Source organism: Ruegeria sp. CG1, from assembly GCF_056537265.1.
This window is the reverse complement of sequence record NZ_JBQFRF010000005.1, coordinates 215,164-231,925: the sequence shown is the minus strand read 5'-3', so window position 1 is coordinate 231,925 and position 16,762 is coordinate 215,164. Positions and strand designations below refer to the sequence as shown.

The 16,762-nt window shown below is 59.3% G+C and carries 16 protein-coding genes; 12 read left to right on the top strand and 4 right to left on the bottom strand.

Going from position 1 to position 16,762, the window contains the following annotated elements:
- Positions 1–55 precede the first annotated feature (55 nt).
- The gene (locus ACR0AU_RS15985; protein ID WP_170404268.1) at positions 56–1,690 is read left to right on the top strand and encodes a SulP family inorganic anion transporter; all 1,635 of its coding nucleotides are present in this window, start codon (positions 56–58) and stop codon (positions 1,688–1,690) included.
- 30 nt (positions 1,691–1,720) lie between these two features.
- Here ACR0AU_RS15985 and ACR0AU_RS15980 read toward each other — a convergent pair whose 3' ends face one another.
- Together ACR0AU_RS15980 and ACR0AU_RS15975 are read right to left on the bottom strand one after the other, a co-directional pair.
- Entirely contained in the window at positions 1,721–2,365 is a 645-nt protein-coding gene (locus ACR0AU_RS15980; RefSeq protein ID WP_480795937.1) for a CatB-related O-acetyltransferase, read from the bottom strand.
- On the bottom strand, positions 2,365–2,970 hold the full coding sequence (locus ACR0AU_RS15975) for a flavin reductase family protein (protein ID WP_170511439.1): 606 nt from the start codon (positions 2,968–2,970) through the stop codon (positions 2,365–2,367). The genes ACR0AU_RS15980 and ACR0AU_RS15975 overlap by 1 nt, the downstream gene beginning before the upstream one ends.
- A gap of 72 nt (positions 2,971–3,042) precedes the next feature.
- Here ACR0AU_RS15975 and ACR0AU_RS15970 point away from each other — a divergent pair, with 72 nt between their 5' ends.
- The 5 genes from ACR0AU_RS15970 (at position 3,043) to ACR0AU_RS15950 (ending at position 6,093) form a co-directional block, all read left to right on the top strand.
- On the top strand, positions 3,043–3,537 hold the full coding sequence (locus ACR0AU_RS15970) for a GNAT family N-acetyltransferase (protein WP_170397287.1): 495 nt from the start codon (positions 3,043–3,045) through the stop codon (positions 3,535–3,537).
- Between the two features lie 53 nt (positions 3,538–3,590).
- Complete coding sequence (locus tag ACR0AU_RS15965) at positions 3,591–4,358, top strand: EcsC family protein (RefSeq protein ID WP_170404266.1); 768 nt, start codon at positions 3,591–3,593, stop codon at positions 4,356–4,358.
- An 80-nt stretch (positions 4,359–4,438) separates the two neighbouring features.
- Positions 4,439–4,924, top strand: a complete 486-nt coding sequence (locus ACR0AU_RS15960) for an NUDIX hydrolase (RefSeq protein ID WP_170733249.1) — start codon at positions 4,439–4,441, stop codon at positions 4,922–4,924.
- Between the two features lie 71 nt (positions 4,925–4,995).
- Entirely contained in the window at positions 4,996–5,451 is a 456-nt protein-coding gene (locus ACR0AU_RS15955) for a DUF1178 family protein (RefSeq protein WP_170397281.1), read from the top strand.
- Between the two features lie 3 nt (positions 5,452–5,454).
- The gene (locus ACR0AU_RS15950; protein WP_170397279.1) at positions 5,455–6,093 is read left to right on the top strand and encodes an SDR family NAD(P)-dependent oxidoreductase; all 639 of its coding nucleotides are present in this window, start codon (positions 5,455–5,457) and stop codon (positions 6,091–6,093) included.
- On the opposite strand, the gene ACR0AU_RS15945 is transcribed toward ACR0AU_RS15950, so the two are convergent.
- Positions 6,087–6,443: a hypothetical protein gene (locus ACR0AU_RS15945; RefSeq protein ID WP_170733248.1), complete on the bottom strand. Its 357-nt coding sequence runs from the start codon at positions 6,441–6,443 to the stop codon at positions 6,087–6,089. The genes ACR0AU_RS15950 and ACR0AU_RS15945 overlap by 7 nt on opposite strands.
- 155 nt (positions 6,444–6,598) lie before the next feature.
- On the opposite strand from ACR0AU_RS15945, the gene ACR0AU_RS15940 reads away from it, so the two are divergent.
- The 6 genes from ACR0AU_RS15940 (at position 6,599) to ACR0AU_RS15915 (ending at position 15,424) form a co-directional block, all read left to right on the top strand.
- Entirely contained in the window at positions 6,599–7,837 is a 1,239-nt protein-coding gene (locus ACR0AU_RS15940) for an aspartate kinase (protein ID WP_170397275.1), read from the top strand.
- 45 nt (positions 7,838–7,882) lie between these two features.
- Positions 7,883–10,126: a phosphoenolpyruvate--protein phosphotransferase gene (gene ptsP / locus ACR0AU_RS15935; RefSeq protein ID WP_170397273.1), complete on the top strand. Its 2,244-nt coding sequence runs from the start codon at positions 7,883–7,885 to the stop codon at positions 10,124–10,126.
- 165 nt (positions 10,127–10,291) lie between these two features.
- Entirely contained in the window at positions 10,292–11,737 is a 1,446-nt protein-coding gene (gene zwf, locus ACR0AU_RS15930) for a glucose-6-phosphate dehydrogenase (protein WP_170466131.1), read from the top strand.
- Positions 11,738–11,739: 2 nt separating this feature from the next.
- A complete protein-coding gene (gene edd / locus ACR0AU_RS15925) occupies positions 11,740–13,545 on the top strand; it encodes a phosphogluconate dehydratase (RefSeq protein ID WP_480795936.1) in 1,806 nt (601 codons plus the stop codon).
- A gap of 4 nt (positions 13,546–13,549) precedes the next feature.
- On the top strand, positions 13,550–14,182 hold the full coding sequence (locus tag ACR0AU_RS15920; protein WP_170733247.1) for a bifunctional 4-hydroxy-2-oxoglutarate aldolase/2-dehydro-3-deoxy-phosphogluconate aldolase: 633 nt from the start codon (positions 13,550–13,552) through the stop codon (positions 14,180–14,182).
- Between the two features lie 51 nt (positions 14,183–14,233).
- Positions 14,234–15,424, top strand: coding sequence for an aminotransferase class V-fold PLP-dependent enzyme (locus ACR0AU_RS15915; RefSeq protein ID WP_170733246.1), 1,191 nt, complete (start codon positions 14,234–14,236; stop codon positions 15,422–15,424).
- A gap of 81 nt (positions 15,425–15,505) precedes the next feature.
- Here the strand turns inward: ACR0AU_RS15915 and ACR0AU_RS15910 are convergent, their stop codons facing one another.
- Entirely contained in the window at positions 15,506–16,615 is a 1,110-nt protein-coding gene (locus ACR0AU_RS15910; RefSeq protein ID WP_480795935.1) for a pyridoxal phosphate-dependent aminotransferase, read from the bottom strand.
- Between the last annotated feature and the right edge of the window lie 147 nt (positions 16,616–16,762).

Below are 16,762 nucleotides of genomic sequence, written 5' to 3'. Positions count from 1 at the left end.
TTGACCGCTAGAAGGCCCCTTTCGCGCGAACAAAACCGACCAACAGGACCGATCCATGCCCCGAGCCATGCTGGCAAGCTTTGCCAATCGTATAGCCAAACCCGATTTGCGCTGGGTCCCGGATGAGGGATTGACCTTTTCCCGCCTGCGGATCGAGTTGCTGTCCGGTCTCACCGTCGCCTTGGCGCTGGTCCCCGAAGCCGTGGCCTTTGCCTTTGTCGCCGGGGTGCACCCTCTGGTCGGGCTTTACGCGGCGTTTCTGGTCGGTCTGATCACTGCGTTGATCGGTGGTCGCCCCGGCATGATCTCGGGCGCGACCGGGGCGCTTGCGGTTGTAATGGTCGCACTGGTCGCACAACACGGGGTCGAATACCTGTTCGCAACGGTGGTGCTGATGGGGATTATGCAGATCATCGCAGGTGCGATGCATTGGGGCCGGTTCATCCGACTTGTGCCGCATCCGGTGATGCTGGGCTTTGTGAACGGCTTGGCGATTGTGATCTTTCTGGCGCAGCTGGGGCAATTCAAAGTGCCTGGCACCATGGAAAACACCGGCCACGGCATGGGCGGTGGCGAGTGGCTCTCAGGCCTACAGCTCTACACAATGCTGGGTCTGGTTGCTCTGACCATGGCTGTGATCTGGATCATGCCCCGCATCACCCGCGTCATCCCAGCGCCTCTGGCCGGGATTTTTGTTGTCGCTGCTTTGGTCATTGGCATTGGGCTGGACGTCCCGCGTGTCGGTGATCTGGCTTCGATCGAAGGCGGCCTGCCCAGCTTCCATATACCTATGGTGCCGCTGAACTGGGAGACCTTTGAAATCATCCTGCCCTATGCCCTGATCCTTGCCGCAATCGGTCTGATTGAATCCCTGCTGACGCTAAACCTTGTGGGTGAGATCACCGGCAAGCGCGGTGGTGCTTCGCAGGAATGTATCGCGCAGGGCACAGCGAACGTAGTCACCGGTTTCTTTGGTGGTATGGGCGGTTGTGCGATGATCGGTCAGTCGATGATCAACGTGAAGTCAGGCGGGCGCACGCGTATCGCAGGTATCGCTGCAGCGCTATTTCTGTTGCTCTTCATCCTGGTGGGTTCGCCTCTGATCGAGCAGATTCCACTGGCCGCACTTGTCGGTGTGATGTTCATGGTGGTGATCGGAACCTTCGCCTGGAATTCGCTGAAGATCATGCGGAAGGTGCCTTTGATGGATGCGTTCGTGATCGTACTGGTGACAGTCGTCACCGTGATGGAAGACCTTGCGGTGGCTGTTGTGGTAGGTGTGATTGTCTCTGCCCTGGCTTATGCATGGAATAACGCCAAACGCATCCACGCGGTTACGCGCGACTCGGAAACGGAAGAAGGGGCGAAGGTCTATGAAATTCAGGGCCCGCTGTTCTTTGGCTCGTCCGAGGGCTTCGTGGAGCTGTTCGACGTAAGAAACGACCCCGAGACCGTCATCATCGACTTTGCAGCCAGCCGTGTGGTGGACCAATCCGCGCTGCAGGCTATCGAAAACATCGCCGCCAAATACGAAGCGGCTGGCAAACGCGTCATGCTGCGGCACCTGAGCCGTGACTGTCATACACTGCTGAACAAGGCCGGCCATCTGATGGTCGACAGCGATGATGACCCGGATTACGAACTGGCTGTGGATTATTCGGTCCGCACCGGTATTCTGGGCGGGCACTGAATACGCGAAAGGGCGGCCGGATTGGCCTCCTTATATTTCAGAAGCAATGCGCTCCAACGCATCGATATTGCCTGAAAGCAAGGCATCTTCGGCCCGAGTGATTGTTTCTGCGGGCCAATCCCACCATCGCAAGTCTTGCAGCCTTTCAATCACATCGCGATCAAAACGATAGCGCCGGACTTTTGCCGGATTTCCGGTAACGACTGCATAGGCTGGAACCTGACCCCGCACGACCGAGCCTGCGCCAACAATCGCGCCATTTCCGATCTGCGCTCCGGGTAAAATCAAAGCTCCGTAACCGATCCAGACATCGTGCCCGATAACGGTATCACGTGTATCAGGCTGGTAGCCTGACATGCGATCCGGATCGAAGATTGGAAATGGAAAGCAGGTCAAGCCATCGGTCGCGTGATTTGCGGAGGCAGTGATAAACCTTACTCCATGAGCGATTTGGCAGAACTTGCCCAGCATCAGCTTTTCTTCTGAAAAGGGAAACAGATACGGTGCAAGCCGCTGCGCCCAGTCCTTCGGTGCATCGAAATCCGAAGCATAAGTGTAAGCTCCTGCCTCAAAGCGGGGATGATCGATGACCTGAGACAGAAACACTGTTCCGTTGTGGCTAGAGCCGTCGGGCAGAACAATCGGATATCTGCGTGTAGGATCAGGCAGTGGCATTAGTCATCCGGGCGTGAAAGGCTGAACAATTCTGTCACCACAGAATAGTCCCGATAACCCAACCGCGCGAGCGGGTTGAATGAGGTCACGTCAAATTTGCCGTCACGGATGTGGTCATCGTGCAGGTGCACACCAGTGACCTCTCCGAACACCACCCGATTGGACTCACCCGGCAGAGTTACGATCTGGGTAAGTTTGCATTCCAGCGCTGCGGGCGCTCCCTCGACCCGAGAGCAATTGATGGTTTCGCATTCAACTGGTGTTAGCCCAGCATGAGTGAACTCGTCGACGTGCTTTTCCAAACCCTCTGAGCTGGCATTCATTGCGTCGCGATGCGCATGGGCCACCACGTTGACGCAGAATACCTTCGTGGCCTCGATATTGGCGATGCTGTCCTTGCCGCCATCCTGATCGTGTTTGGAGCCGGTTGAGGCGAACATCACCTGAGGCGGTGTATAAGCGACACCATTGAAGAAGGAATACGGGGCCAGGTTGTTGATCCCGTCAGCATCGCGCGTCGAAATCCAGCCGATCGGGCGTGGGGTTATGATGGCGTTGAAGGGGTTGTGCGGCAGGCCGTGGCCGTCTTCGGGGCGATAGAACATATGGACTCCAAGCGTTTGCCCAAGGCCTATCGAAGTGCTAGGGCGATTTCCAGCAAGGATAAGAGGGCGCGCGTGCAGCAATTCAAGATCAGGCCGGAAGAGCCGGAAGACTGGTGGGAGGTCGAAGCGCTCTATGACCTGTGCTTTGCTCCGGGGCGCGAGGCGTTGTCGTCTTATCGTCTGCGCGATGACGTGCCGCCTGTCGCTGGCCTGTCGCAGGTCGCGCGCGATGGGCAGGGCATTCTGGCTGGTGCAATCCGGTTTTGGCCCGTGCATGTGGGTGAACATGACGCGCTGCTGCTAGGTCCAGTGGCGGTCCACCCGACCCATCAAGGCGAAGGGTTGGGCGGATATCTGATCCATCAGGGGGTAGAGGCCGGGCGCGCCAAAGGGTGGGATCGCGTCATGCTTGTGGGCGATGCGCCCTATTATGCCCGGTTCGGGTTCACCCCGCTGACGGGTGTCGAAATGCCCCCGCCCACCAACCCTGATCGCATACTGGGTTTGGAACTGACCCCCGGAGTTTGGTCCGAAATTCAGGGGCTTGTTAGTCGCTGGACCCGTTGACCCATTGAAAACCCGCTGCAAAGTCCCGATGTTTTCAGGACAGGAGGGCACAGATGCAGGACGTGGTTCTTGTCGAAAAACTCGATCCTGAGGCCGAGCTTGATCGGCTTGCGCAGCTGTACGGTGCGGCAGGTGGCGCAGGAGTGAATCTGCTGAACAAGCTTGGTGGTTCGGCGGAATCCTTGTTGGATCAGTTACCTAAGCCGGTGCGAGAAGGTCTGACCGAAGCAACCGAACAGGCGCTTTGGCTTGCCATGCATGCGGCCGAAGGCTCTCGGCGTGCCGTGCCGGACCAGAAACCATGGGTCAACACAGCCTTGACTACTGCCATGGGCGCAGCCGGAGGTCTGGGTGGAGTGTCCACAGCACTTGTCGAGCTGCCCGCGACAACCGCCATGATGCTGCGCGCGATCCAAGGCGCAGCGATGCGGGAAGGATTTGATCCGACCGCCGAGAACGTGAAATTCGACTCGATCCGAGTGTTGTCAGCCGCAGGTCCTTTGGCCGAGGATGACGGGGCTGATCTGGGCTTTTTCTCAATGCGCATGACCCTGACCGGACCGACCATGCAACGCCTCATTGCGATGGTGGCGCCGCGCCTGTCCGTAGTGCTGGGCCAGAAGCTGGCGGCGCAGTCTGTACCGTTGCTTGGGGCGCTTGCTGGGGGCGGTACAAATTTTGTCTATACCCGCTACTACCAGCAGATCGCGCATGTGCATTTTGGGCTGCGTCGATTGGCGATTGATGCCGACATCCCTCATGACGAGCTGGTGCGGCGTTTGTCGGGGCGGATGGCTCTGAACAAGGGGGCTTTCCCGTAAAGCTTGGCAGACTCTGCCGGATATGATAAATATCACTTTATAAACCGCAACATAAGCGGAGCGAGCAGTGGATATGAACCGTGTTTGACGGGCGCAGTAATGGTGCGATTGCCGGGCTTTCGGCAGAAAACCTCTCCCTTTCCGGGGCGCTGCCTGTTTATTCTCAATCCGCTGCGCTTTGCTATCGAACCAATGACGGCCTGCCCGAGATTTTGTTGATCACAACGCGCAGGGCGCGGCGCTGGATCATCCCGAAGGGGTGGTTGATCAACGGGCTGACCCCGTCTGAAACAGCCGCCCGCGAGGCCTGGGAAGAGGCTGGTGTTTTGGGGCAGTGCGGAAGCGAAAGCCTTGGTCGGTTTGCCTATATCAAGAACCGGCCTGGCAAGTCATCGGCGCTGTGTCTGGTTGATGTGTTTCCGCTGCATGTGCAGCGATCCGAGGCGCATTTTCCCGAAGCGGGTGAGCGCAGGCGCAAATGGGTTTCGCCCAAAAAGGCGTCATCGAAAGTGGCGTCGCCTGATCTCGCCGCGCTTTTGGGTGGATTCGGGCTGCACCGGCAGTAGCGCGACAAGATCAAGACTTGATATTGCCATGTTGGTCGGTATCTATTCGCCAACCGGATTTTGGATGTGATATGATTCAATACGCATTGAAATGCAGCAATGACCACAGCTTTGACAGTTGGTTTCAATCCGCAGCCGCCTTTGACAAACTGTCAGCGGCCGGGTTGGTAACCTGCGCGGTATGCGGCTGCGACAAGGTGGAAAAGGCGGTGATGACACCGCGTGTCCGGCCTGCGCGCAAGGCGGTGACCGAGGTTGCACCAGCGCAGCCTTCTGCGGATGAGATCAGCATGGCAACACCTTCGCCCGAGATCGCTGAGGTCCTTAGCGAACTGCGTCGAAAGGTCGAGGAAAACTCGGACTATGTGGGCAAGGATTTCGCCAAAGAAGCCCGCAAAATCCATCTGGGGGATGCGCCCGAGCGCGCGATCTATGGTGAGGCCAAGCCCGAAGAGGCGCAATCGCTGATTGAAGACGGCGTGCCGGTCGCACCGTTGCCGTTTGTTCCTAGCCGCAAGACCAACTGACCCATGCACATCGTTGTTACGGGCGCGAACCGAGGGATCGGGAAAACCGTTGCGGATCAATACCGTGCAGAAGGTCATGAAGTGACCGGAACTGCCCGAGACGGTAGCGCAGATATCGTGCTGGATGTCTCGGACCCAGAACAGCACGCTGCAATGGCCGAGCAACTGCGAGGCCGCCAGATTGACCTGCTGATCTGCAATGCGGGCGTTTATCTGGACAAAGGACACGACATTAGTGGCTATCCCGCCGAGATGTGGGCGCAAAGCTTCGCCGCCAACGTGACAGGCGTGTTTCTTACCATCCAGTCCTTGTTGCCGAACCTGCGAACCGCGCGGGGCCGGATCGCCATCGTTTCGTCTCAGATGGCGTCACATACGCGCGCGCCGGGTGGCAGCTATATCTACCGTGCGTCAAAGGCGGCGGCGCTGAATTTGGGCCGCAACCTAGCGACTGACCTACAGGCGGATGGCATTGCGGTGGGAATCTACCATCCGGGCTGGGTGCAGACGGACATGGGCGGAGCTGCGGCAGAGATCACGGTCGATCAGGCGGCAAACGGCTTGATCGAGCGATTTGCGGCTCTCTCGCTCGATACTACCGGTTGTTTTGAAACCTGGGATGGTCGGGCGCACCCTTACTGAGAGTTCAGGGCCGCCTTGGGGATTTCGTAGACTTCACCGGGATCAATGAAGATCACCATGATATCACCGCGTTTCTCATAGGTCAGTTTCGATGTCGAACTGCTGGAATCCGGCACGCCTTTGGTGAAGTAAATCCGCCGGACCTCGCCAGTGTTCAACTGAACCGCCAACGTCGCCGTTCCATCTTCGCGCTTCCGCAATTCGGCCGGACAACTGGCCAGTGTATCACCTGCCAATGCAGCGCATGGAACGGTGCCTAATGAGTTCTCGCCATCCGTTCCCGATAAGGTTGCCACTTGGGCATTTGCGGCAGTCGAAACCAGGCTTAGGGCAAGGGCAAAGCGGAACATTGAAATCCTCGTGGAATAAGACTTTGACCGAACGCTTACACCACGCACGACCAAAGTAAAGCACTGCGGTGCAGACTTTGCCCACTTGCCCTTGCGCCCCCCCTCGCATAAGAGGCACGGGATCAGAAATTCAAGGCGCGGAGACACTAGCCCCCATGCCCGTACTCGTGATGAAATTCGGCGGCACATCGGTCGCCAATCTGGACCGGATCCGCCGTGCTGCCAAACGGGTTGGTGTCGAGGTAGCCAAAGGCTATGACGTCATCGTCATCGTTTCGGCGATGTCCGGCAAGACCAACGAGCTGGTGGGCTGGGTCGATGAAATCTCTCCGCTCTATGACGCGCGCGAATATGATGCCGTTGTCTCCTCTGGTGAAAACGTTACAGCTGGCCTGATGGCGCTGACCCTGCAGGAAATGGACATCCCGGCGCGCAGCTGGCAGGGTTGGCAGGTGCCGCTGATCACCAACGGTGCCCATTCAGCGGCCCGGATCGAAGAAATCCCGCCCGAGAATATTAACCAGAAATTCGGCGAAGGGATGCGCGTTGCGGTGGTCGCGGGCTTCCAGGGCATCAGCCCCGAAGGTCGCATCACCACGCTGGGTCGGGGCGGTTCGGACACCACTGCCGTGGCTTTTGCTGCCGCTTTCGAAGCCGAGCGCTGCGACATCTATACGGATGTGGACGGTGTCTATACGACCGACCCGCGCATCTGTGAAAAGGCGCGCAAGCTGGACAAAATATCGTTCGAGGAAATGCTCGAACTGGCCTCGCTGGGGGCCAAAGTGCTTCAAACCCGCTCGGTCGAGCTGGCGATGCGCTACAAGGTGAAACTGCGCGTTCTCTCAAGCTTTGAGGAACAATCCGACGAGGCCGGTACACTGGTCTGCGACGAGGAGGATATCATGGAATCCAATGTTGTGGCCGGTGTGGCCTATTCCCGCGACGAAGCCAAGATGACCGTCGTTTCCGTGGCGGACCGTCCCGGCATCGCCTCGATCATCTTTACCGCGCTCAGCGACGAGGGCGTGAACGTGGACATGATCGTCCAGAATATCTCGGACGAAGGGCGCACCGACATGACCTTCTCCTGTCCGACCAATCAGGTCTCCCGCGCCGAAAAGGCATTGCTGGCGATCAAGGATCAGGGTGAGCTGAACTACGCCGAACTGGTTGCGGATGAGGATGTTTGCAAGGTCTCAGTTGTTGGGATCGGTATGCGCTCGCAATCCGGTGTTGCGGCCAAGATGTTCAAGATTCTCTCGGATGAGGGGATTAACATCAAGGTCATTACAACCTCCGAGATTAAAATTTCCGTCCTGATCGACAGGAAATACATGGAACTTGCGGTTCAGGCACTGCATGATGCCTTTGAACTGGACAAGGCGGCCTGAGCTTTCAGCCAAGTGTCCTGTCTGAAACCGTAACGTGGGTGGGCCATGGCGGAAGGCACGGAAACAGAATCTCGCAAGCTGCTGGGACGGCTGCGCGAAGAAATGGCGAGCGAAGCCGCCGGTCAGGAACGTCTTGACCGGATCACGCACCTGATCGCCGACAGTACCGGTCGCGAAGTTTGCTCGATCTACCTGTTTCGGGATGAGGATACGCTTGAACTGTGCGCCACCGAAGGTCTGTCCCCAGAAGCGGTGCACAAGACGCGGATGCGTATGGGCGAAGGGCTGGTCGGTCGCGTCGCCAAATCTGGCAAGGTGGTGAATACGGCGGACGCGCCCTCGGCCAAGGGCTTTCGGTACATGCCGGAAACTGGCGAGGAACGGTATTCGTCCTTTCTTGGTGTGCCGGTACAGCGTCTGGGTCAGAAACTGGGCGTGCTGGTGGTTCAGTCCCGGGACGCGCGCGAGTTTTCGGCGGATGAGGTTTATGCGCTGGAAGTTGTCGCGATGGTTCTGGCCGAAATGGCCGAACTGGGCGCGTTCGTCGGCGAAGGCGCGGCCTTGTCACCGCTGCACCAGCAATCGGTGCAACTTACCGGTGGCCCGGCGCAGGAGGGATCTGCTGAAGGCCATGTCTGGCTGCATGAACCTCGTGTTGTTGTCACCAATCCCATTGCCGAAGACCCGCATCGTGAGCGTGAGCGGCTGACCGAGGCCGTTGAAGAGCTACGCGTCGGCGTCGACAAGATGCTTGAGATTTCTCAGGGCGGCGACAAAGAGCAGTTGCAGGTTCTGGAAGCCTACCGGATGTTCGCCAACTCCAAGGGTTGGATGCGCCGGATGGAGGAGGACATCGCTCTTGGTCTCAGCGCAGAGGCGGCGGTCGAGAAAGAACAATCTCAGGCGCGGGCTCGCATGGGGCAGGTCACCGATCCGTATTTACGTGAACGGTTGGCCGATCTGGACGACCTCAGCAATCGGTTGCTGCGAATTTTGACTGGACAGGGTAACGGAAATGGGGCTGACCTGCCGCCCGATCCGATCCTAATTGCGCGAAATATCGGCCCCGGTGATCTGCTGGAATATGGCCGTTCTCTCAAAGGGATCGTATTGGAAGAAGGCTCGGTCGGAAGCCATGCCACTATCGTGGCGCGCGCGTTGGCGATCCCACTGGTGGTGCATGTAGGTCGCATCACCACCGAAGCCCTGAACGGCGATCACATTCTGGTTGATGGCGATAGCGGTGTCGTTCATCTGCGCCCCGAAGACACCGTTGTTAGTGCATTCCGTGACAAGATCGCGATGGAGGCCAAAGCGCAGGAGCGCTACGCCTCGATCCGTGAAACGCCCACCGTTACTCAGGATGGTGCGCGAATCAACATGGTGATGAATGCGGGCCTGATGGCCGATCTGCCCTCACTTAGCAATTCTGGTGCCGAGGGCGTGGGCCTGTTCCGCACCGAACTGCAGTTTCTGATCCGCAATCAGATGCCCAAGCGATCCGAGCTGGTAACGCAATACAAACGGGTTCTGGATGCTGCGGGCGAAAAGCGTGTGGTGTTCCGTACCCTCGATATCGGGTCAGACAAAGTTCTGCCCTATATGAAGCATGTGGAAGAACCGAACCCTGCGCTGGGCTGGCGGGCGATCCGGGTGGGTCTGGACAAGCGCGGCGTGATGCGGATGCAGTTGCAGGCGCTGATCCGGGCCGCCGATGGCCGCCCCCTGACGATCATGTTCCCGTTTGTCGCGCAGGCTGACGAATTCCGTGAGGCGCGCTGGGAGGTCAAGAAAACGATCGAGCGTGAACGGCGTCTGGGCCATGTTCTGCCTGAATCGCTCGAAGTGGGGGCGATGCTGGAAACGCCTTCACTTGCCTTTGCGCCGCAGAAGTTCTTTGACGAAGTCGGCTTTATCTCGATCGGTGGGAACGACCTGAAACAGTTTTTCTTCGCCGCCGACCGCGAAAATGAACTGGTTCGCCGTCGCTACGATACGCTGAATGTCAGCTTTCTGAGTTTCATTGAACGTATCGTTGAGAGATGCTCGATCTCGGACACACCGCTCAGCTTCTGTGGCGAAGATGCCGGTCGCCCGGTCGAGGCGCTGTGTCTCGCGGCCATGGGCATCCGTACCCTTTCGATGCGCCCGGCCTCAATCGGGCCGGTCAAAAGCCTGTTGTTGCGGTCGAACCTTCAGGATGTGCGTAAAATTATCGCCGATGCCCGCCATCGTGGGGAACAATCCGTGCGTCCGGCGGTGATGGACTGGCTGCGGACGCAGTCCTGACTGATCTTCCGCGATGCCAGCTGCAAATCCGCGCTTGATTTTTGCGCTCAGGTTTTCTATTCAGCCGGTGAATGTTAGCGATAACATAGCTAATGACGCACATGCGTTTTAATCCCGGGCTGAAACCTCGCTTATGCTGGCGGGGAATTCGAAAGGAGCCTTGCAATGGTCTCACGCGTAATTCCGGTAGATCCGTTCGACCTTGTGTTGTTCGGCGCGACGGGCGATTTGGCGCAGCGTAAAATCCTGCCGGGCCTCTATCATCGCTTCGAAGTCGGCCAGATGCCTGAGAATGCGCGCATCATTGGAACCGCCCGATCCGACATGGACAGCGACGGGTTCCGTGAACAGCTGCGTGCGTCGATGCAAGAGTTTGCGCCGGGTTTTAAAAAGGATACGCTTGATCGCTTTCTGTCCCGCGTCGAGTATGTTCCGGTAGATGCGCTTGGCGATGCGGGTTGGTCTGACCTTGCGAAAACGCTGCGACCGGATGTGGTACGCGCTTTCTATCTGTCAGTAGGCCCAAGCCTTTTCTCGGGCATCGCCCAACGTCTGAACGAGCACGGCCTGTCCACACCTGACAGTCGTATCGTGGTCGAGAAACCCTTTGGTCACGATCTGGCATCAGCCAAAGCGTTGAACGAAGGGCTGCGGGCCTGTTTTGAAGAACATCAGATTTACCGGATCGATCATTATCTGGGCAAGGAAACCGTGCAGAACCTGATGGCGCTGCGCTTTGCCAATTCGCTTTTCGAACCGCTCTGGAACGCCACTCATGTTGATAACGTCCAGATCACCGTGGCCGAAACCGTGGGCGTCGAAGGGCGCGGTGCTTATTATGATCAGTCCGGCGCGATGCGGGACATGATCCAGAACCATCTGGTTCAATTGCTGTGCCTGACAGCGATGGAACCGCCTTCGAAATTCTCACCCAACGCGGTGCGCGATGAGAAAGTCAAAGTGATCGAAGCGCTGGAGCCGGTGGAACCAAAGGATATCGCTCGTGGTCAGTACCGCACCGAAAAAGGGGGCGATGGCTATCTGGATCACGTCGGCAACCCCGCCAGCCGTACCGAAAGCTTCATTGCGCTGAAGGCGCATATCGGCAACTGGCGCTGGGCCGGTGTCCCGTTTTATCTGCGGACCGGCAAGCGCCTGCGCGCACGTGAATCCGAGATTGCAGTGTTCTTCCGCGACCCGCCGCATACGATTTTTCCGAATGTCGGACCATTGCATGGCAACGTGCTGGTGATCCGCCTGCAACCGGATGAAGGCATCACGCTCCGCACCACCATCAAGGAACCGGGGCAGGGCGGGTTCCGCCTGTCCGACGTTGCACTCGATATGAGTTTCGCTGATGCGCTGGGCGATGACGGCCAATCCCCGGATGCCTATGAACGCTTGATCATGGATGTCATCCGCGGCGACCAGACTTTGTTCATGCGCGGGGATGAAGCCGAGGCCGCATGGGCCTGGGTCGATCCCATCATTCACGGCTGGGAAGAGCGTGGAGATAAGCCCGCGAAATACGATCAGGGCAGTTCGGGGCCTGAAGAAGCATTGATGCTGATGCATCGCGATGGACGCCGCTGGCGTCAGATCGGAGGGTAATCATGGTCAATACAGTTATATCCGACGTCACCAAACGCATCATCGACCGCAGCGCCGATCTGCGTGGCCCGCATCTTGAACGAATGGAGCAGGCCAAATCCAAGGGCCCTGCGCGTGCGCACCTGTCCTGCAGCGGGCAGGCCCACGCCTATGCCGGGGCGGGCGAAGATCAGGACTCTATGGCCACCGGCACGGCTGGCAATCTGGGGATCGTTACCGCCTATAACGATATGCTCTCGGCCCATCAGCCTTTCGAACGCTACCCGGCCCTGATCCGCGATGCGATCCGCGCAGCAGGCGGCACAGCGCAGGTTGCAGGCGGCGTGCCAGCCATGTGCGACGGCGTCACGCAAGGCGAGGCGGGGATGGAACTCTCGCTGTTCTCGCGCGATGTGATCGCGCTGGCGACCGGAGTGGCGCTAAGCCACAACACTTATGACGCCGCCGTTTTCCTGGGCGTCTGTGACAAGATCGTGCCCGGCCTGATCATCGGCGCGCAAGCCTTTGGGCATCTTCCTGCCGTCTTCCTGCCTGCAGGTCCGATGACCAGTGGCCTGCCGAATGACGAAAAGGCCAAGGTCCGCCAGAAATTCGCCGCCGGAGAGGTGGGCCGCGAAGAGCTGATGAAGGCCGAAATGGCCGCATATCACGGCCCCGGCACCTGCACCTTCTACGGAACTGCCAACACCAACCAGATGCTGATGGAATTCATGGGCCTGCACCTGCCAGGGTCCAGCTTCATCAACCCCAACACCCCCCTGCGCGATGCCCTGACCGAGGAAGGCGCGCGCCGCGCCCTGTCTCTCAGCGCGCTGGGCAATCACTACACACCGGTCTGCCAGATCCTTGATGAGCGCGCTTTCGTCAATGGCATCGTCGGCCTGATGGCCACCGGTGGCTCCACCAACCTACTTATCCACCTGATCGCCATGGCGCGTGCCGGTGGTATCGTGCTGGACTGGGAGGATTTTTCCGACATCTCCGCTGTCGTGCCTTTGGTCGCGCGCGTCTATCCCAACGGTCTGGCAGACGTGAACCACTTCCACGCTGCGGGTGGCCTGGGCTTTGCCATTGGCACGCTGCTGGAAGATGGCTTGCTGCACCCCGATACGCTGACTGTCGCGGGGCAGGGCCTGCACAACTACACCAAAGAACCCAAGCTGAAAGACGGCGAGTTGGTCTGGGAAGAGGGCGCGGGCCACAGTCTGAACGAAAAGATCGTCCGCCCGGCCAAAAATCCGTTCCAACCCACGGGCGGGCTCTCTCGCTTGACAGGCAATCTGGGCACAGGGGTCATGAAGGTGTCGGCTGTAGCACCTGAACACCAAGTGGTCGAAGCGCCCGTGCGTGTATTCCACGACCAGAACGCCGTTAAAGCCGCTTTCAAAGCCGGAGAATTCACCGATGACGTCATCGTTGTTGTTCGCTTCCAAGGGCCAAAAGCCAACGGTATGCCTGAACTTCATTCGCTGACGCCGATCCTGTCGATCCTGCAGGGCAGGGGGCAGAAGGTGGCTCTGGTCACCGATGGCCGTATGTCGGGCGCATCCGGCAAAGTGCCCGCCGCCATCCATGTCTGCCCCGAGGCGCTGGATGGTGGACCGATCGCCTATCTGCAAGACGGCGACCAGTTGCGCGTTGATGCGGTCAAGGGCGAGTTGGAAATCCTGACCCCTGGTGTTCTCGACCGCAATCCGGCCACCGCCGACCTTACGGCAAACCAATACGGCGTTGGCCGTGACCTCTTCGGCGCCTTCCGTCAGAATGTCGGCTCAGCCGACACCGGCGCCAGCATTTTCGGAGTGTAACCCAATGTCCAAAACCCAACGCACCCGCGAGATCTGCGCGCTGGCCCCGATTGTTCCAGTCCTGGTCGTCGACGACGTGGCCCATGCGCGCCCGTTGGCCGAAGCTTTGGTCGCCGGTGGCCTCCCGGCGCTTGAAGTCACCTTGCGCACTCCCGCCGCGCTCGACGCGATCCGCGCCATGGCCGACGTCCCCGGCGGTGTTGTTGGGGCGGGTACACTGGTCACACCCGAAGATGTCCGCGCTGTCAAAGAGGCTGGCGCTCAGTTCGGCGTCTCGCCCGGTGCAACCGATGCCCTGATCGCCGCCTGCGAAGCCGAAGGTCTGCCCCTTCTCCCCGGTGCGGCTACTGCAAGCGAAGCCATGGCTCTGCTGGAAAAGGGCTATGACATGCTGAAATTCTTCCCCGCCGAGGCCTCAGGAGGGGCTCCCGCCCTAAAAGCGATCGGCGCACCGCTACCGCAGATCACCTTCTGCCCAACTGGTGGCGTATCGCCGTCAAATGCCCTCGATTACCTGTCACTGTCGAATGTTGTCTGCGCCGGCGGCAGCTGGGTCGCGCCGAAGCAGATGGTTCAAAACGGTGATTGGTCCGGGATCGAAACACTTGCCCGCGAGGCCGCCAGTCTGCTGGATTGACGCCGCAGGGCAAGACGCTAGGGTAGGCCTCAATTCAAACAGGTTGCCCTCATGACAAACCAAACCTCCCTCGCGCATGGGCGCGAGTATCTGGCCATCCCCGGCCCTTCGGTCATGCCCGATACGGTGCTGCAAGCGATGCACCGTCCGTCGCCCAATATCTATGACGGTGAATTGATCGAGATGATGCCCGCGCTCACCCGAGATCTGAAACGCGTTGCCGGAACTCAGCACAACGTCGCCATCTATATCGCTAATGGTCACGGTACATGGGAGGCTGCGCTTTCCAACGTCATTGCACCCGGTGAAACCGTGCTTGCCCCGGCCTCTGGCCGATTCACCCACGGTTGGGCCGAGATGGCCGAAGGAATCGGCGCCAAGGTTGACCTGATCGATTTCGGAATGTCCTCGCCCTGGGATCTTGACCGCATCGCCGAGGCCCTGCGTAACGATACCAGCCACAAGATCAAAGCGGTCCTTGCGGTCCACGTCGATACCTCCACTTCGATCCGCAACGATATCCCGGCCCTGCGCGCCTTGCTCGACGACCTCGGCCACCCTGCTTTGCTGATGGCCGATTGTATCGCATCCATGGGCTGCGACCGGTTTGAGATGGACGCCTGGGGCGTCGACGTCACTGTCACGGCTTGCCAAAAGGGGCTTATGACCCCGGCGGGCACCGGCTTTGTCTTCTTCAACGACAAGGCGCAAGCCAAGCGCGCCACAATGCCCCGCGTCTCGCATTATTGGGACTGGCAACCACGCGCCAATCCAGATCTGTTCTATCAGTATTTTAACGGCACCGCGCCAACCCACCACCTGTATGGCCTGCGCGCCGCGCTCGACCTGATCCATGGCGAAGGGATCGAACAGGTCTGGGCCCGCCACGAACACCTGGCAACGGCCATCTGGGCCGCCTGTGAAATCTGGGCGCAAGGTGGCGCGCTGCATTTCAACGTCGCCGACCCGGCCCATCGCAGCCACGCGGTCACTGCCCTCCGCCTGACCGAGGGGCGCGGCACGCCGCTGCGCAGCTATACCGAAACCCAACTGGGTCTGACGCTGGGCATCGGTCTGGGAATGGAGGATTGGGACGGCTGCTTCCGCCTTGGCCACATGGGGCACGTAAACGCTCAAATGGTCATGGCCATGCTGGGTGGCGTCGAAACCGCTATGGCTGCGCTCGATATCCCCCGTGGTCAGGGTGCGCTCGAAGCCGCCGCCGCGACGCTGGCCGGATAAGCCCGATCCGCCTCTTCATCTGGCCCAAAATACCTTCGGGGGAAATCGCGCTTGGGCGCGATCGGGGGCAGACAGCCCCCTTTACGAGGCTCGGGCTTTTGCCAAGGCCGTGGGCAGAGCAGCTTCAAACGCCGTCATTTCCGCCTCACCTCCGCAGCTGACCCGAATGCACCGGTTCTGGGGCGCGGCAAATGGCATCCGCACGAACACGCCTTGTTCAACGAGCGTGTCCAACACGGCCTTGGCAAACACCCCATCGCGCCCACAATCAATCGCCACAAAGTTTGTCGCAGAAGGCAAAGGCACCAGACCATTCGACCGTGAAATCTCTTCGATGTGGTTCCGGGACCCGGCAATCCTTTGCTGCACATGCGTCAGCCAATCTTCATCTTTTAGCGCGGCCAATGCCCCTGCCTGCGCGGCTCGGTTCATGCCGAAATGGTTGCGCACTTTGTTGAAGCTCGCAATCAACTCGGGCGAGCCGATAGCGTAGCCTACCCGCGCCCCGGCCATGCCATAAACCTTGGAAAACGTTCGCATCCGGATCACACGTGAATCATCAGCAGCGACAGGTGCAGCGGTCCCTTCGGGCGCGCATTCGACATATGCCTCGTCAAGAACCACTAAACAGCCCTCTGGCAAAGCCTCCAGAGCGGACACGATATCCTCACCTGAATGCCATGTTCCCATCGGGTTGTCCGGGTTGGCCAGATAGACCAACTTGGCGTCTACCTCCGCCGCTTTGGCGAACAGCGCCGTCGGGTCCTCGTGATCGTCGTGGTAGGGGACCTTGTGCAATACCCCACCAAACCCGGCCACGTGGTAATTGAAAGTCGGATAAGCTCCATCCGAAGTCACAACTGCATCGCCGTGACCAACCAGCAGGCGCACCAGATAGCCCAGCAACCCGTCAATGCCTTCGCCAACCACGATGTTTTCAGGCGCAACCCCATGATGTACCGCCAGCGCATGGCGTAGTTCGTAATTCTCGGGATCGCCATACATCCATATCTCGCCTGCGGCCCGTTGCATTGCATCGATGGCGCGCGGGGACGGGCCAAACACGCTTTCATTCGCACCGATCCGGGCCACGAAGGGCGCGCCACGTTGGCGCTCCTGCGTTTCGGGGCCGACAAAAGGCACGGTCGCGGGCAGCGTGAGGGCAAGCGGGGTATAACGAGGACCAGTCATGGCCGCAGATAAGCGCAACCGATCAGGCGGGGCAAGCCTTGCCAGAAGTTCAAAGGAGGCTTCGGATGCGCGGTTTGCCCTGACGTCGCTGTGGCGCTGCTGGCGTCTTGCTGGCATGTTTATACAGCAAATCACGCCCCGGAGGTC